14 protein-coding genes and 1 pseudogene are annotated in these 15031 nt (G+C 68.6%); 6 read left to right on the top strand and 9 right to left on the bottom strand.

What is annotated here, in order from left to right:
* Positions 1 to 84: 84 nt before the first annotated feature.
* The 3 genes from J2X34_RS03260 to J2X34_RS03250 all read right to left on the bottom strand — a co-directional run bounded on the left by J2X34_RS03260 (position 85) and on the right by J2X34_RS03250 (position 2463).
* Positions 85 to 690 carry a class I SAM-dependent methyltransferase gene (locus J2X34_RS03260; RefSeq protein WP_429516112.1) on the bottom strand — a complete coding sequence of 202 codons (606 nt, stop codon included), beginning with the start codon at positions 688 to 690 and terminating at the stop codon, positions 85 to 87.
* Positions 691 to 822: 132 nt separating this feature from the next.
* The gene (locus tag J2X34_RS03255) at positions 823 to 1257 is read right to left on the bottom strand and encodes a nuclear transport factor 2 family protein (RefSeq protein WP_114723346.1); all 435 of its coding nucleotides are present in this window, start codon (positions 1255 to 1257) and stop codon (positions 823 to 825) included.
* A 75-nt stretch (positions 1258 to 1332) separates the two neighbouring features.
* The gene (locus J2X34_RS03250) at positions 1333 to 2463 is read right to left on the bottom strand and encodes a DUF4185 domain-containing protein (RefSeq protein ID WP_114723347.1); all 1131 of its coding nucleotides are present in this window, start codon (positions 2461 to 2463) and stop codon (positions 1333 to 1335) included.
* A 414-nt stretch (positions 2464 to 2877) separates the two neighbouring features.
* On the opposite strand from J2X34_RS03250, the gene J2X34_RS03245 reads away from it, so the two are divergent.
* A complete protein-coding gene (locus J2X34_RS03245; RefSeq protein ID WP_114723348.1) occupies positions 2878 to 3894 on the top strand; it encodes a beta-ketoacyl-ACP synthase III in 1017 nt (338 codons plus the stop codon).
* Positions 3895 to 3968: 74 nt separating this feature from the next.
* On the opposite strand, the gene J2X34_RS03240 is transcribed toward J2X34_RS03245, so the two are convergent.
* Positions 3969 to 4913 carry an aldo/keto reductase gene (locus J2X34_RS03240; protein WP_429516111.1) on the bottom strand — a complete coding sequence of 315 codons (945 nt, stop codon included), beginning with the start codon at positions 4911 to 4913 and terminating at the stop codon, positions 3969 to 3971.
* Between the two features lie 239 nt (positions 4914 to 5152).
* Here J2X34_RS03240 and J2X34_RS03235 point away from each other — a divergent pair, with 239 nt between their 5' ends.
* Positions 5153 to 5932, top strand: a complete 780-nt coding sequence (locus J2X34_RS03235) for an HNH endonuclease family protein (RefSeq protein WP_254622650.1) — start codon at positions 5153 to 5155, stop codon at positions 5930 to 5932.
* 20 nt (positions 5933 to 5952) lie between these two features.
* Positions 5953 to 6192, top strand: a complete 240-nt coding sequence (locus tag J2X34_RS03230) for a hypothetical protein (RefSeq protein ID WP_254622649.1) — start codon at positions 5953 to 5955, stop codon at positions 6190 to 6192.
* A gap of 19 nt (positions 6193 to 6211) precedes the next feature.
* Here the strand turns inward: J2X34_RS03230 and J2X34_RS03225 are convergent.
* The 4 genes and pseudogenes from J2X34_RS03225 to J2X34_RS03210 all read right to left on the bottom strand — a co-directional run bounded on the left by J2X34_RS03225 (position 6212) and on the right by J2X34_RS03210 (position 11175).
* Positions 6212 to 7626, bottom strand: a pseudogene (locus J2X34_RS03225) (WS/DGAT/MGAT family O-acyltransferase).
* A gap of 305 nt (positions 7627 to 7931) precedes the next feature.
* Positions 7932 to 8108 (bottom strand): hypothetical protein, encoded by a 177-nt coding sequence (locus tag J2X34_RS03220; protein WP_174913240.1) that lies wholly within the window; start codon positions 8106 to 8108, stop codon positions 7932 to 7934.
* A gap of 57 nt (positions 8109 to 8165) precedes the next feature.
* Entirely contained in the window at positions 8166 to 8471 is a 306-nt protein-coding gene (locus J2X34_RS03215) for a hypothetical protein (protein ID WP_114723351.1), read from the bottom strand.
* Between the two features lie 307 nt (positions 8472 to 8778).
* Positions 8779 to 11175, bottom strand: coding sequence for a glycoside hydrolase family 5 protein (locus tag J2X34_RS03210; protein WP_429516110.1), 2397 nt, complete (start codon positions 11173 to 11175; stop codon positions 8779 to 8781).
* Between the two features lie 176 nt (positions 11176 to 11351).
* Here J2X34_RS03210 and J2X34_RS03205 point away from each other — a divergent pair, with 176 nt between their 5' ends.
* Together J2X34_RS03205 and J2X34_RS03200 are read left to right on the top strand one after the other, a co-directional pair.
* Positions 11352 to 11765 (top strand): ankyrin repeat domain-containing protein, encoded by a 414-nt coding sequence (locus J2X34_RS03205; RefSeq protein ID WP_429516109.1) that lies wholly within the window; start codon positions 11352 to 11354, stop codon positions 11763 to 11765.
* A gap of 24 nt (positions 11766 to 11789) precedes the next feature.
* A complete protein-coding gene (locus J2X34_RS03200) occupies positions 11790 to 12074 on the top strand; it encodes a hypothetical protein (protein WP_429516108.1) in 285 nt (94 codons plus the stop codon).
* Between the two features lie 19 nt (positions 12075 to 12093).
* On the opposite strand, the gene helR is transcribed toward J2X34_RS03200, so the two are convergent.
* The gene (gene helR, locus J2X34_RS03195; RefSeq protein ID WP_429516107.1) at positions 12094 to 14325 is read right to left on the bottom strand and encodes an RNA polymerase recycling motor ATPase HelR; all 2232 of its coding nucleotides are present in this window, start codon (positions 14323 to 14325) and stop codon (positions 12094 to 12096) included.
* A 289-nt stretch (positions 14326 to 14614) separates the two neighbouring features.
* Here helR and J2X34_RS03190 point away from each other — a divergent pair, with 289 nt between their 5' ends.
* Positions 14615 to 15019: a DUF4259 domain-containing protein gene (locus J2X34_RS03190; RefSeq protein ID WP_174913230.1), complete on the top strand. Its 405-nt coding sequence runs from the start codon at positions 14615 to 14617 to the stop codon at positions 15017 to 15019.
* Positions 15020 to 15031 lie beyond the last annotated feature (12 nt).

Raw genomic sequence — 15031 nt, 5'->3', positions numbered from 1 at the left:
CTGCGTTGGTGCGGTCTTGCGTTCCGTGAGTACCGCCCAAGTAGCTACTCGTCGGTAACTTAGCCGATGTTACCCGCGATTAAGTTAGCTGCCAAGAGTGGGCCTGCGGGCGACGAGGAGCGCGTCGATCGCCGTCCCGCCCTCGATGTCGCGATAGCGCCGTTCGGCCACCGTGACGTCGAGGCGTCCTTCCAGATCATGCTTCAGATCTTCAGGGGTGTAAAGGATTTCGGGATCGGGCGGGCCGCCGACGCCCTGCGTGAGGTTGATTGCGTCGTGGCCGAGAATCATGAGGGTTCCGTCAGGTTTCAGCGATTCGATGACGCGACTCACAAGCGCGCGCCGCTGTGTCGGTTCGAGGTGGACGAAGATCATGAGGACCAGGTCATAGTCCGACACATCCGCTGTCGTGATGTCGCCGCAGACGTAATGCAGGCGCTGCTGCACCGAGCGCGGTGACTGCTTCGCGATCTCCCGGGCCTTCTCGATCGCGACCTTCGAATAGTCGACGCCGGTGGTCTCCCAGCCCCGCGTCGCGAGCCACAGCGCGTGCCGGCCCTCGCCGCACGCGAGGTCCAGGGCCCGACCGGCGGGCAGCGATGTCACGAACTCGACCACCACCGGATTCGGCGGCGTGCCCCACACCATGTCGGCCTGTGAATAGCGTTCGTCCCAGTCCTGTGCATTCATGGGGATGACGGTATCGCCCGGCGGGGCGGCCTCTCGGTGTCCTCGCGATCGTTCATCCCCCGTTCGCGATTTGCGCACTTATCGATCTCGCGGGGCCTCGAAATCAACGACAAGTGCGCAAAGCGCGGGGCGTCAGCCGACGGTGATGCGCCGGTGGGCCAGCTTCCAGCGGCCGTCCTCGAACCGGTGCGTGTCGTCGTATCGCCCGACACCCGCGAGTCGCGGCTCGCTCGTGGTGTCGCGGAAGAACAGCCAGTACGCCGTCGACGACGCCTCGACGTCCGAGTCCAGCGACACCGAGACGGTCGTGATCACGTGCCGACTCGACGTGCCCGGCCCCTGGACGCCGCCGGCCCGCCGTTCGCGCACACCCTCCTCGATCGACGCGACGCCCTCGCGGAGTTGCGCGACCATGCCCGTCACCGGGTTGGGCTGCGACTCCCATACGGCGTCGGCGGTGAAGCTGTCGAGGTAGTCCTCGACGGTGCCGTCGTCGGCGAGCTGCGCGATGCGGGCCAGGAGATCCTGGATCTCACCGCGGGGATCGGTGCTCGTCTGCTGCTCCACGTCGTCTCCTCGCTCACTGACACGGTCGATACCAAGTGTTTGCTTGGGACGGTAGCAGTGACGGGACGTTCGGCCTCACTTCTGCAGTGTCGTGTGCATGAGCAGGACATTGTAGTTGGAGTGCACGGTGGTGAGGAAGTAGAGGTCCGGCCCGGACGACCACGGGTGGATGTACGCCCCGTACATCGATCCCAGTTCGTTGCCGTCCACGAGGACCTCGGCGGGCCCCCACGGTCCGGTGGGCGCCGGTGCGCGGCGCATCACGACGGAGTTCCGGTTGTCGGTGGTGAGCAGCAGGTACTGCCCGAGGAACGCGTTGTACTGCACCGATATCTCGCCGACGCCGCCGAAGACGATGGGTGCGGCCACGTCGGGGTTCTTCGCCACCCACTTGCCGCCGTCCCAGTACTCGTAGGCGCCGAGGTCGCGGATCTGCTTCTCGGGGACTCGGGCGAGGTAGACCAGACCGCCGCGGCCGGCGGGCGTGCCGTACTGGTAGACGAAGCCGCCGTCCTCGACGAATGCGCCCATCTGGAAGTTGGCGTTTCCGCCCACGGGCGGTCGGCGGGTCTCGGGCGCCTCCACCCAGTTCTCGCCGTTGTCGGTGGAGAAAGCGAGTTCGGAGTAGTTGGTCTTCCACTTGCCCGGCTCGTCCCACTCCTTCACCGACATGAGGCTCATGTACTGGACCCCGTCGGCCGCGACCCCGGCGGTCGGGATGCGGCTGATCTCGACGAACGGGATCTTCGGGCTCGGCACCAGCTCCTTGGACTGGCCGAGGATGTCGCGCGGCGAGCTGTCGAAGGTCATTCCGTCGGCGAGATCGCGGTCGGAGCTGCGGACGAGGATGTTGCTGCGCCAGGACCACAGGCTGCCCGCGAGGAGATTCGGGATACCGAGCCCGGCCGTGTCGCCGAACGCGGTCAGCACCTGGCCGTCCCCGTTGTCCCACATGATGCCGAGGTCCGTGCCGAGCACGTTGTAGTCCTGGGTGCGGTTGGCGCTGAGCAGCCCGGTGGCCTGCGCCACGGCCTGGCTGCGCCCGTGGAGTATCGGCACCCCGGTCGTTCCGTTCAGCACCGGAATGGGATTCACCGTATTGGGATCGGCCGCGGCGGGGCCGGAGAATGCGACGAACGATGCGGTCGCGCAGATCGCGCACACGATGACGGATCGGAATCGGCTTCGTCTCACGGATGTTCCCATCTTTGGTGGAAATGGACCCCTGCCAGGCGGTATGGCCGCGATCTCGACTGCCTGGATGCTCCGATGAGCGCGTAATACGGTAGCAGGAAAGGCTATTCGAAGAATGGGGAATTCGGCATCGGTGTAAATGCTTCGATAGCGGTATCGAAATTGTCCGAATCGGAGATCCCGTCGGGTATCTCAGGATTGTCCGGCGCGGTGTGCGGGTGCGGCTCCCCGGGCCTCGCCCGCCCCTGGGATCCGGTGGACGGAAGACGCCGCAGGCCGGCGGCCGACGGCCGACGCGCGAATACAGGGACCCGAGTAACACAACCTGCGGGTGGGGCGAAGTACCGTGTCGTGGGAGACGGTGCCGCGTGGGCGTCGTCGCGTGGCGTTCTGCGTCGCGAGAATACGCAGTAGAGGAGACCAAACATGGGTGCGCAGATCTCGAACTCCACCGAGGTCCGGCAATCCGCCATCCTCGGTTTGGGTGTTTACCGCCCGCAGCGGGTCGTGAGCAACGAAGAGATCTGCGAACTGATCGACTCCACCGACGAGTGGATCCAGTCGCGTTCCGGGATCAAGAACCGACGATTCGCGAACGACGAGGAGAGCGTGCTCGCGATGGCGATCTCGTCCGGTCGCAAGGCTCTCGAAGCCGCCGGCCTCACCGGCGAGCAGATCGGCGCCGTCGTCGTCGCCACCTCGACCTACCCATCTCAGACGCCGCAGTGCGCCGCGATCGTCGCCGACGTCCTCGGGACGGGGGGTGCCGCGGCGTTCGACGTCACCGCCGGCTGCGCGGGCTTCTGCTACGCGCTGTCCATCGCGTCCGACATGGTCCGGATCGGCACCGCACAGTACGTCCTCGTCATCGGCGTCGAGCGGATGTCCGACAGCACCGAGCCCACCGATCGTTCGGTGCGTTTCATCTTCGGTGACGGTGCGGGCGCGGTCGTCGTGGGTCCGAGCGACGTCGCAGGCATCGGTCCCGTGGTGTGGGGCTCCGACGGCTCGCAGTCGCAGGCCATCCGCCAGGAGCCGGACTGGCTCTCGTTCGCCAACGATCCGTCGCAGCGTCCGTGGATCAAGATGGAGGGCACCGCGGTGTTCCGCTGGGCCGCCTTCGAGATGGGCAAGGTCGCCACGCAGGCACTCGAGCGGGCCGGGGTCGCGATGGAGGATCTGGGCGCGTTCATCCCGCACCAGGCGAACGGTCGCATCAACGAGGTCATCGCGCGCAGCATCAAGCTGCCCGAGTCGGTGCCGGTGTCCGACGACATCGCCGACACCGGCAACACGTCCGCGGCGTCGATTCCGCTGGCGATGGAGGAAGTGATCCGTACGGGCAAGGCGAAGCCGGGCGAGCTGGCGCTGCTGGTCGGCTTCGGTGCCGGTCTGTCGTACGCGGGTCAGGTCGTTACCCTGCCGCCGCTCGCGCAGGACTGACGCTCCACAACTGTCACGGTGGGCCCGCTCGATCGAATCGAGCGGGCCCACCGCGTTTTCGGGCGCGGTCCGAGTCAGCGCTGCGCGAGGAACCCGTCGATCAGTGCCAGTTCGTCCTCGTCGAGCGGACGACGCAGGTGCGAGGTGTTGCGGGCGACCTGGGCGGGGGTGGAGGAGCCGATCAGCACCGACGCGACCTGGGGCTTGGCGTCCAGCCACGCGACCGCGAGCTCGGACAGCTGACGGTCGAGCTTGCTCGCCAGCGTGAGGAGTTCCTCGACCCGTGTCAGCGCCGCATCGGTCGCGGTGGCCGCGAAGTACTCCGACTTGTCGAAGCGTGAGCCGGCCGGGAACTCCGTGTTCCGGCGGTACTTGCCGGTGAGCAGTCCGGCGGCCAGCGGGTAGTACGGGATCACGGCGAGGTCGAGTTCCTCGCAGGCCGGCACGACGTCGTTCTCGACCTTGCGCTCGAGAAGGTTCCACTCGATCTGGGCGGCGACGAAGCGGGTGAGGCCGCGTTCGCGGGAGGTCCCCACCGCGTCGGCGATCTGCTGTGCGGAGTTGTTGGAGCACGCGACGTGGCGGACCTTGCCGGCCCGGACCAACTCGTCGAGCGCACCGAGGGTGTCCTCGATCGGCACGGTCGGGTCGGGCATGTGCTGGTAGTAGAGGTCGATGTGGTCGACCCCGAGTCGGCGCAGGCTCGCATCGCAGGCGCGTCGGACGTACGCGGGGGAGGAGCCGCGGTCCTCGTCGCTCATCGGTCCGCCGAACTTGGTAGCGATGACGGCTCGGTCCCGACGGCCCGCCAGCGCTGCGCCGAGGATCTTCTCGGATTCGCCGGTGGAGTAGATGTCGGCGGTGTCGAAGAACGTGATGCCCTGCTCGAATGCGGCGTCGACGACGGCGTGGGATTGCGACGCATCGATACGCGATCCGAAGTTGTTGCAGCCCAACGACACCGTCGAGACGGCGAGGTCGGTTCCGGGGAGGTTCACGTACTGCATGTTTGTGGACATCGAACTCCTGACACTGGCACTCGGGCGGGGCGGTGAGCGGCCCGGTTCGGACAATACGCCCAGTTCACGGAAGCACGCGAGGGCGAATTCCGGTGTGTGGTAACAGGTGACAAGCCGATTTTTCGGGCCGTCTAGGATCTTCCCTGCGAACATATGTACGAGAGAAGAGGATCCGGGTCGCCCGTGAGTGCAGTGAGAATCGACAAGTCCTGTATGTCCGCACTCGCGGGGGTGGCCGAGTGAAGTTGTCTCGCGCCTCCCGCTCCGTGCGCCGAGCGCTCACCGTCGCTGCGTCAGTTTGTTTCGCCGTGATCATGGCGGTCGGCTACGTGCTGGTCGACGAGTGGTTGAAGGTCGACGGCCCGGAGTCGGGTCCGGCGAAGGACACGGTCGCCGTCGGCGAACTCGCCGAACTGCTCGCACAGGTGACGGTCGCACCCGAGTTGCCGATGGCCGGGTACAGCCGCGAGCAGTTCCCGCACTGGGACGTGAACCAGCCTGAACACGGGTTCGGTCCCGAGTACGCGCAGTACAGCCGGTGCACGACCCGGGACGTGATGATGTTGCGCGACGCGGAGGGGTCGGTGCGGCTCGATCCGAAGACCTGTGAGCTGTCGGTCGGTTCCGACGGCGGGTGGCGGGACGAGTACGGATTTCTCGATCGCAAGACCGGCGAACTCAAGCCGTACAAGTGGATGACCGAGTCCTCGGCCGTCGATGCGGAACACATCGTCGCGTTGGCGGAAGCGTGGCGGTCGGGCGCCGCGACGCGGGACGAAGACACCCGTCGCCGCATCGCCAACGACGCGATCAATCTTGCGGCATCCGATCCGTCGGCCAACAGGTCGAAGGGTGATCAGGACGCGGCGAACTACTTGCCGCCCGGGAAGTTCCGGTGCGCGTACGTCGATCGATACCTGCAGATCAAGGTAAAGTACGGGCTCGCCGTCGACACCGCCGAGCAGGCCGCCCTGCGCACCGCCGTTGATGATTGTGTCCGTCAAGGAGGGTCCGTATAAACGACATCGTCGAGATCCCCGTGAGCGCCGCCGTCATGACCGAGGAGGAAGGGACGGTGTCCGGTGCCCTCGATGTCATGGTCGACGCCCTGGGGCGGGGGCTCGTCCGCTACCGCGACACCGAAGCGTGGTTCACGATCGGCAACCTCGACGGCGAACCGCCGGCCAGGTGGGAGTCGGTCACCGATCTCGCGACCGCGATCGAAGCCGGTGTCGGGGCGCGCGACGCCGCCGGCAATGTGATTCCGTTCGAAGCGTGACGCACCGGCGCCGCGGGCGTCAGATGCCGACGGCGATCTCGAGGGCGGCCAGCTCGTGGTCGAGGTGTTCGAGGATCGGCTCGAGACGCGGCACCGCGCGGCGGCACCCGGTGAGGCCGAAGGCGATCGACTCCTCGGTGCTGGTGCAGGTGATGTTGAGTGCCTGGCCGTCGAGCGGGATCGACAGCGGGTACAGCGCGTCGAGGCGGGCACCGTTCCAGTACAGCGGCGCGTTGGGGCCGGGCACGTTGGAGATGACGATGTTGTAGGGCGGTCGGACGGGACCGTGGTGGCCCAACAGCATGTCCAGTGCCAGCGGTGCCGAGCCGAGCGCGCTCATCGCGACGATCTGTGCGGTGCTCATCCCACGCAGCGAGGCCTTGCCCTCCGTCATGGATCGGTGCACCCGCGCCAACCGGTCGCCGGCATCCGCGAGATCGGTGCCCAGGTTGCACATGAGGGTGCCGATCTCGTTGCCGCTCTTGTCGTTCGGATCGACAATCGACTCCGGCCTTTCCCGCGAGTCCCGCAGCGAGACCGGAACCATCGCGACCAGCGAAGCGTCGGGGAGCATGCCCCGCTCCGTCAGGTGGCTGCGGAGGGCGCCGGAGCACATGGCCAGCACCACGTCGTTGATCGTGGCATCGGCGTACTTCGCGACCAGACGCAGGCGGTCGAGTGACCAACTGCGCGCAGCGAATTGGCGGGCGCCGGTAATCGGCACGTTGAGGGCGGAGTGCGGCGCGGCGAACGAAACCGGCCCGCCCTGCTGCCGCAGCGCGCGGAGCACCGTCCCGGTCAGTGCGGGGACCAGACCGGTGGCCTCCCCGATGACGTCCACGGCGGCGCGGACGGCGGCGAGGGGGACATCGACGAGTCCGGTGTCGCGGGTGGGACGTTCGCTCCGGATGCGGGGCTCCCACGGGGCGGGCATGCCGCGCTTGTCGGCGTCGATGCTGAGCGAGCGGCGCAGCAACCGCATCGCGCCCACACCATCTGTGACACTGTGGTGGATCTTGGTGTAGACGGCGTAGCGGCCGTCGGCGAGGCCCTCGATCAGGTGCATCTCCCACAGCGGCCGGTTGCGGTCCAGCAGTGTTCCGTGCAGCCGTGCAGCCGTGCCACCAGCGCCGACAGTTCGCGCATCCCGCCGGGCCGCGCCAACGCGTCGTGCCGGATGTGGTGCCCGATGTCGAACTGCGTGTCGGTCTCCCAACTCCACTGTCCCAGTGACGAAACGGAGCGTCTGGCGCGCTGGCTCAGCAGCGGGGTGACCTCGTTCCGGGCGACGGCGGCGTCGAGCATCGCCCGGACGTCGTGGGACTCGGCGCCGTCGGGTGGCTGCAGCAGGACCAGTCCGCCGACGTGCATGGGATGCTCCCGCGATTCACCGAGCAGGAAGACGGAGTCGGCCGGTGGCATGGGGAGCGGCATCCAGGGCACCCTTCGGTAGGTGGTCTGCCCGCGAAACCCCGGGCACGGTGTGCTGCAGATCACGAGTCTGTCGTCAGTTGTACGGGATCGTCGAAGACTGCGCTACCTGTGCGAATGTCCAGGTGAATGCGTGTTTTTGGGCTATTGTCCGGTGTCGGAGTCGAATCGTCCGATTGATCCCGGATCCCGCGTCGGTAGACGTCGTCCTAGCCGGATTCCTGTGCCCGACCGCGACTCTCGGCACGGGCGAGATCGCGTGGGGATGACACCGAACATGCCGGGTGATCCGGCGACAGGGGAGAGGGTCAGTGCCGTGAATCGCGAGGACGTTCGATGTCCTCGGACACGAGGTCGGCAGGATTCCAGTCGAGGGTCGACCCGAGCTCCTCGCGGTCGGCACGACGGATCGACCGTCCGATCAGGACGGCCGCCCCGCAAGCGAGCACGATCCACGCGCCCAGTACGACCCACAGCCACAACATGTTTATTTTTGTAGCACCGGAGTCTGTGAAAAGACGAAGGTTGGGCTGAGAGTCAGCTCACGTCGGCGACAGGACCCCGGCTGCGATCCGGAAGCGGGTGCGCGCATCGTGAACGGTGAGGACCGGCACGTCCAGTGCTCGGACCTGCACGAGCAGTGCCGCCTGCGTCGCCGTGCAGATGCCGTCGAGAACGTCGTCGTCGACCACGGCGCAGTCGATGCTGCTGTCCACGGTGTCGGCGCGGCGGTGACCGAGAGCGCCTGCCAGCGTTCGCGCATCCTCGAGCGCGGCCGAACTTCCGATGAACACGACGTCACCCTTGGCGATCGCGGCGGTTGCCGGATCCGCGAGTTCGTTGTTCATGTGACTCCTTTGCGGCTCGAGGCGACGCGGCGCCGCACACCAGGTGAGGTGCTCGGCGGAGACTGTCCAGCAGATCCGAGGGTTCGTTGCCCTCGTGGTCCCCGGGTCCGGTAGCGGATCCGGGCCAGGACAGGGGTGCGTCGACATGCTTCGGCCGCGCAGGCGCGCGGCCGGGCCCTCGCATCATATGGCGCCGACCGCACTACGGTGCGGCGCAGCGACACTGCATCGGTCAAGGTGCCGAACGTCGAACCGCGGCGTTGAGGGTCGGCGGGCGCCGGGCCCCGTAGCCGAGTTCGGCAGTGCCTCAGGCACCGTCCGTATGGACCTCGTAGTCGCCGGTGGCGCATCCGGTCAGCAGCGTGCCCCGGCCGAGCGGCGTCATCGTGATGTCGTCGATCCCGAACGTGTCGACGACCGAGGCTCCGGTGCCGACCGCGTGGGGGAACCAGACCTCGAGCCGGCAGCTGCCGTCACCGGCGCGGCCGGTCAGCTCCAACCGATTCCCGTCCGCCGCGAGATGGGTGATCCGCCCGGGCGCGAATCGCGGGTAGGCGCGGGTGAGCTGGTCCAGCAGCGCGGTATTCCGCGGCGCGTCGGCCCCGGTGCTGCACAGGACCGGCATGAGTCCGTCGCCCAGTTCCTGGATGCCGTTCTGCGGGTCCCCGCACGACTGCTTCCACACCCAGTACGCACCGCCCTGGGCGTGCGCGTCCTGTTCCTTCGCGAAGCGGGTGGCGTTGTCGACGAGGCCGTCGCCCCAGTATCCGTACTCGCCGGTCCAGACCGGGACCCCGTACTTGTCTGCCACCCGCTCGGCGAGGGTGAAGCCCCGTTCGATGCTGACGATCGTCGGCAGGCCCAGCGAGGCGTCCATGGTGATCGACTCCGCGTACAGGTGCGGGGAGAAGACGATGTTGCGATCGTCGGTGAAGCCGGCCGGCGGGCCGCTGTCGAAGCCCAGGCCCGACCACAGGATGCTCGGCTCGAAGTAGACGATCTGCTCGGCGCCGGCTGCCCGGATGGCGTCGATGGTCCGGTCGTAGAAGCGGCCCAGCAGCAGCGACGAGGTCAGCGGCGCGGACTCGCCGAAGTTCGGCTCGTTCAGCAGGTCGTACCCGGCGACAGCCGGTTCGTCTTTGAACTTGCCCGCGAGCATCGCCCAGGCTTGGACCAGGTGCTCCTGCACGTCGTCGGTGTCGTAGTAGAAGTTGGTGAAGGCGCGGCCGCCGGCGGGCGAGATGTCGCGGCCGGTGAACTGGCAACGCGGCGCGCCGTCGGTGATCGTCGCCCACTCGGGCGCGCCGTCGTAGCCCCACATGGGCGAGGTGCCGGGTCGGCAGTCGACGTCGTCGGGGGACGGGGCGTTCGACCAGCCGTCCTGGTGCATGTCGAGCACGGTGTACAGGCCGTGCGCCTTGGCCTGGGCGACGGCCAGCTCGATCCGGTCGAGGTAGGCCTCGTCGTAGCGTCCGGGCTCGGGCTCGAGCGCCGACCAGGACAGTGCCAGGCGGACCACGTTGAACCCGTGGTCGGCGATCCCGGCGAAGTCTTCGTCGGTCAGCGGCAGGGTCGACGGGACCTCGGGCCGGGGCGCGTAGAAGTCGACGAGCTGGTTGACGTTGACTCCGCGGAGCAGCACCTCACGGCCGGCGGAGTCGGCGATAACCTCGCCCGAGACACGCAGGGGGAGAAGGGCCCCGGTGTCGGCGGCGTCGGCCGCCGCGGGCGAGGCAGTGGCGGTCGGTGCGGCGTCGGGCCGGGCGAGGAGCGGCACGGCGATCGCGACGGCGAGCAGCGCCACTGCGCCGATCAACGCTGCGGTGTGGGGGACCGGTGCCGGCTGCTCCCGACGGCGGTACGCCCAGAGCGCGGCGAGTCCGACGATCCAACCGGTGCAGGCGCCGTAGGAGACGCCGTCGGCGAACCGGATGTATCCGGACATCAACGGCCAGAGGTCGCCGGCGAATCCGTCATCGGAGAACAGCCCGACGATCGTCGCGGTGAGTGCCAGCAGGATGCCCGCGCCCATCGCCGCGAACCACCCGGCGAGGAAGGTTGCGGCGGGGCCGCCGGATATCCGGCGGCCGAGCACCCGATGGCAGGCAATCGTGCCGAGCACGAGAACGGCGACACCTCCGACGGTTGCGATCAGCCCGTTCATCGGATTCGGTGCCGGCATCCACCGGTCGTAGGGCGCTCCCGCCCACCACTGCCCGGCCAGCACGGGTGCCGCGGCCCCGAAGACGAGCGCCCCGACCCGGACCGGGGGCGCGTCGGCGGGGACCTCGGGGACAGCGCGGTTGCGTCCGGCCACCGCGACGACGCCGGCGACGATCAGTGCTGCCGGAAGCGCCTTGGCCGCGGCAAATCCCGCGCCCCACGCGGCGGTCCCGATGTCGTGCACCGCCACCGACGACATGGCGAACTTCGCCAACATCACCGCGAGCACGACACTCGACGCGGCGGCAGTGAACAGCCAGCGCGACCCGGCGGTCGAGCGCACCGCCCACCACGTGACACCGAGCAGCACCGGCAGATAGACGACGAACGGTGCGATCTGCCACGGGGCACGGATCGGCCACAGGTCGGCTCCGGTCCAGCCGACCAGGCTCAGCAGCCCGCTCGGATCCGCGGCGGCCTGGACGACGACCAGCAGGCCCAAGGTGAGAGTGGCAAGCCAGGCAAGGCGCTGAGGGGACACCGGTACTTCCGTTCGCTGAGGGGACGACGGGCAAGCCTAGATGCCGCCGCGCCCGCGCACTCCCGAAATTGGTCAAATGTCCAAGTCGTGGGCGCGGAACGGCCGGCCGTGGAGCGGTGCGGTTGCGCGCGAGACTGGGGCATCGATTCGCGTTGACGAGGGACGGGAGAGGAACAGTGGCAGAGCGTGACCGCGGAGGACGCGTACCGCTGCACTACGCGGCACTCGACGGCAACGACGACGCGGTGCGATCGCTGCTCGGTTCCGGCGAGGACGTGAACGTCCCGGACTACCAGGGCTTTACGCCGCTGCACTTCGCGGTTCAGGACGGCCGGTCGACGACTGCGCTGCTTCTCCTGGTTGCCGGTGCCGACATCGAGGCCGCGGCGGCCGACGGAGCGACCCCTCTGTTCGTCGCGGCCTCGTCTCCCGCCGAGAACGCTTCCGACCTGATTCGCCTTCTGCGGGATCGCGGTGCGAATGCCCATGCGGCGAAGCACAACGGCTCCACGCCCTCGGGTTACGTGCGCCGGATCGGAAATCGAGAGAAGAAGGCCGCGTTCGCAGACCTGTGGGAGTCGGACGCCTGACCGGGTGTTTGTAGGCTGCGCACCATGTCGAACGCATTCCTCACGCAGGTGGGCGCGGAGCTGACGATGCCGGCGCGGAGCACGGTCAGCGCGCATCCGGCCGGCTGGCTCGTCTCGTCGCCCGGAGGGCTGGAGGTATTCGACGCGACGTTCGGTCGGTCGCTGTTCTCGGCAGAATTCGAAGGGTGCGGTGTTTCGGCGGTGTCCGATGCCCTCGACTTCGCGGCGGTCAGTCTGCGAGACCGAACGCAGCTGCGCACGCCGGACGGATCGGGCGCGGTGCGTCTGTGGCAGGGTCCGGTGGTGTGAATCCGCCCGACGCCGGTCGCTACGCCGACGGTCGATTCCCGGCCCGGGCAGGTGTCCCGGTCTCGACGAGTCCGGTCAGGGTCTGCGGCAATGGGCCCTGGTGCAGCACGCCGAGGCGTTGGGTGGCGCGGGTGAGGGCGACGTAGAGCTCGGCCGCGCCGCGGGGGCCGTCGGCGAGGATCCGTTCCGGCTCCACCACCAGGACGGCGTCGAATTCCAGGCCCTTCGTCTCCGACGCCGCCACCGTGCCCGGCACCCCCGGCGGCCCGATCACGACGCTGGTCCCCTGGCGTCCGGCTTCGTCCCCCGCGAATTCCTGGATGGCAGCGGCCAGTTCGCCCTCGGTGATCCGTCTGGACCACGGTCGGACCCCGCACGCACGGACCGACTCCGGCGGCTGGACTCCGGGCGCGAACTCGGCGAGCAGCGCGGCGGCGACGGTCATGATCTCCGCCGGGGTGCGGTAGTTCACCGACAGTGACCGGTAGACCCAGCGGTCGGGCACGTACGGATCCAGCATCGTGGCCCACGAGGTCGCTCCGGCCGCCGACCGGCGCTGGGCGAGATCGCCCACCACGGTGAAGGATCGGCTCGGGCAGCGCCGCATCAGCACCCGCCAGTCCATTTCGGACAGTTCCTGGGCCTCGTCGACCACGACGTGCCGGTAGGTCCAGTCCCGGTCCGCGGCAGCACGTTCGACGAGTTCCCGAGTGTCGTGCTCGACGAACCGGTCTGCCAGGTCCTCGGCATAGAGCAAATCCGTTGCGAACAAATGGTCGTCGTCGTCCATGTGGTCCTCACGACCGACCATGAGGTCGAGCACGCCGGCCGCATACGACGCCTCGGCCGCGGCTGCGGCCCTCCGCTCCCGGTCGGCGGCCTGCTGGGCCGACGGGTCCGGGCCGAGCAGGTCGACGAGTTCGTCGAGCAGCGGCACGTCCGACACCGTCCAGGCGTCGCCGTCGGCGCGTCCCAGCGCCGGGTCGGCGCCGGCCGCGTGCAGCCGTTCGGGGGACGTGTACAGCTGTGCCAGTAGTTGTTCCGGCGTCAGGCTCGGCCAGAGTTCGTCGAGCGCGGCGGCGAACGCATCATGGTCGGCGAGCTCGGCGACCAGGTCGGCCCGCAACTCCTCCCACGCCTGCTCGTCCTTCCGGGTCAGCCAGCCCCGGCCGATCCGCGCAATCGCGCGTTCGGTCAGTACGTAGGTCACGACGTCGGCGAACACCGAGCGGGCCTCGTTGTGCGGACGCCCGCTCGCGCGCGCCTCCTCCCTGGCCCACTGTGCGGTCTCGGCGTCGATCCGCACTGTGACGTCGGACAGTTCGATCGGCAGGGGATCCTCGGGCAGTCGCTGCCGGTCGGCTACCGCGGCCGCGAGCACGTCCAGGATCTTCAGCGAGCCCTTGAGTCGCGTGGCCTCCGGTCCGTCCTCGGCGGTCACGCGCAGACCGGGCACGAAATCGCCCGTGGTCATGAAGACCACGTCGGACTCGCCCAGCGACGGCAGAACGCGGCCGATGTGGGTCAGGAACGCCGGGTTGGGTCCGACCACGAGCACGCCGTGGCGTTCGATCCGCTCTCGCTGCGAGTAGAGCAGGTACGCGACGCGGTGCAGCGCCACCACGGTCTTCCCGGTGCCCGGGCCGCCCTCGATCACCAGCACGCCGGGGTGGTCGAGCCGGATGATCCGGTCCTGCTCGGCCTGGATCGTCGCCACGATGTCGCGCATCCCGTCACCGCGCGGTGCGTTGACCGCCGCGAGCAGGGCGGAGTCTCCCCGTGCCGCGCCGTCGGCCCGCTCGTCACCGTCGGGGCGGCCGAGGACCTCGTCGGTGAAGCTGACCACTCGACGCCCCCGCGTGTGGAACTGGCGACGCCGACGCATGTTCTCCGGGCTCGCGGCGGTGGCGACGTAGAACGCGCGGGCTGCCGGTGCCCGCCAGTCGAGCAACAGCGGTTCGAACTCGTTCGTCTCGTCGAACAGGCCGATGCGGCCGATGTACGAACGATCTCCGGACACGGAGTCCAGTCGGCCGAAACACAACCCGTTGTCGGCCACGTCCAGCCGCTTCACTTCGGTGGCCAGCGCGCGCACCTCGGCCTCCCGATCCACGAGTGTCCCGTCGTGTCCCCGCAACGCCGCGCCGTACCTGCCCTTCACCCGCGCGCGTTCGGCGTCGAGCCGTGCGTAGAGCCCGGTCACGTAGCTCTGCTCGTGCTGCAGTTCGTCGTCGTACCCCTGATTCGACATGTGCATCCCGGTGCTTCCGTTTCCCTCAGTTCCAGACCTCGGCCAGCGATTCTGCGGCATGACCGGGGCCTTGCCGCAAGGCCCCCTGTGCGCTATAAGTTGAAAGTGGAAAGGAGCGGGCATCCCCCTTTCCGGCCTCCGAACTTCACTTCCTCCACCGTCACGCCGACCCATCGGGCTCGCCGCGATGGGCTACTCGGCGTTGGATGCCGCCGGTCGTGGACTGTCGGTGGTCGACCGTAGGGTCGGCACGACGGGCTGAGCAGCCCGCGGAACAGGAGGAGCGAACGTGGGGACGTGGGGTTCGGGACCGTTCGAGAACGACGGAGCGGGCGACCTGCTCGCGGCGATTCGGGCAGGCGAGTTCGACATCGACGACTACTGCCGGCACGTCGACGACGAGTACCTCGAGGCGGACGACGCGCAGGCGGCAATCGCGCTCGCAGAGGTCGTCGCGGTGGCCCACGGACTGCGGTCGGCGCCCTCGCAGCTCGAGGGGATCGACGCCGCCGCGTACACCGGGTCCCTGACGACGGAGCAGCGCGCGTGGATCCTCACGACGCTCGGACGCGCCATCGCCGACAGCGACACCTCGGAGCTCCACGAGTTGTGGGCCGAGAACGGCCCGGAGGATCTCGAGGAGTGGCGGGCGCCGATCCTGAGCAGATTGGAGAGCCTCCGGGCGTTGAACTGAGCGCGGATCCGC

The sequence above is a fragment of the Rhodococcus sp. BE178 genome (assembly GCF_050433545.1).
Taxonomy (GTDB): domain Bacteria; phylum Actinomycetota; class Actinomycetes; order Mycobacteriales; family Mycobacteriaceae; genus Prescottella.
The sequence above is the reverse complement of the archived record's forward strand: the minus strand, read 5'-3'. Positions and strand labels throughout refer to the sequence as shown.

Coding starts and splice junctions, on each gene's coding strand:
- J2X34_RS03260 (WP_429516112.1), bottom strand. CDS start 690: ATGAATGCACAGGACTGGGACGAACGCTATTCACAGGCCGACATGGTG.
- J2X34_RS03250 (WP_114723347.1), bottom strand. CDS start 2,463: ATGGGAACATCCGTGAGACGAAGCCGATTCCGATCCGTCATCGTGTGC.
- J2X34_RS03245 (WP_114723348.1), top strand. CDS start 2,878: ATGGGTGCGCAGATCTCGAACTCCACCGAGGTCCGGCAATCCGCCATC.
- J2X34_RS03240 (WP_429516111.1), bottom strand. CDS start 4,913: ATGTCCACAAACATGCAGTACGTGAACCTCCCCGGAACCGACCTCGCC.
- J2X34_RS03220 (WP_174913240.1), bottom strand. CDS start 8,108: ATGTTGTGGCTGTGGGTCGTACTGGGCGCGTGGATCGTGCTCGCTTGC.
- J2X34_RS03215 (WP_114723351.1), bottom strand. CDS start 8,471: ATGAACAACGAACTCGCGGATCCGGCAACCGCCGCGATCGCCAAGGGT.
- J2X34_RS03200 (WP_429516108.1), top strand. CDS start 11,790: ATGTCGAACGCATTCCTCACGCAGGTGGGCGCGGAGCTGACGATGCCG.
- helR (WP_429516107.1), bottom strand. CDS start 14,325: ATGTCGAATCAGGGGTACGACGACGAACTGCAGCACGAGCAGAGCTAC.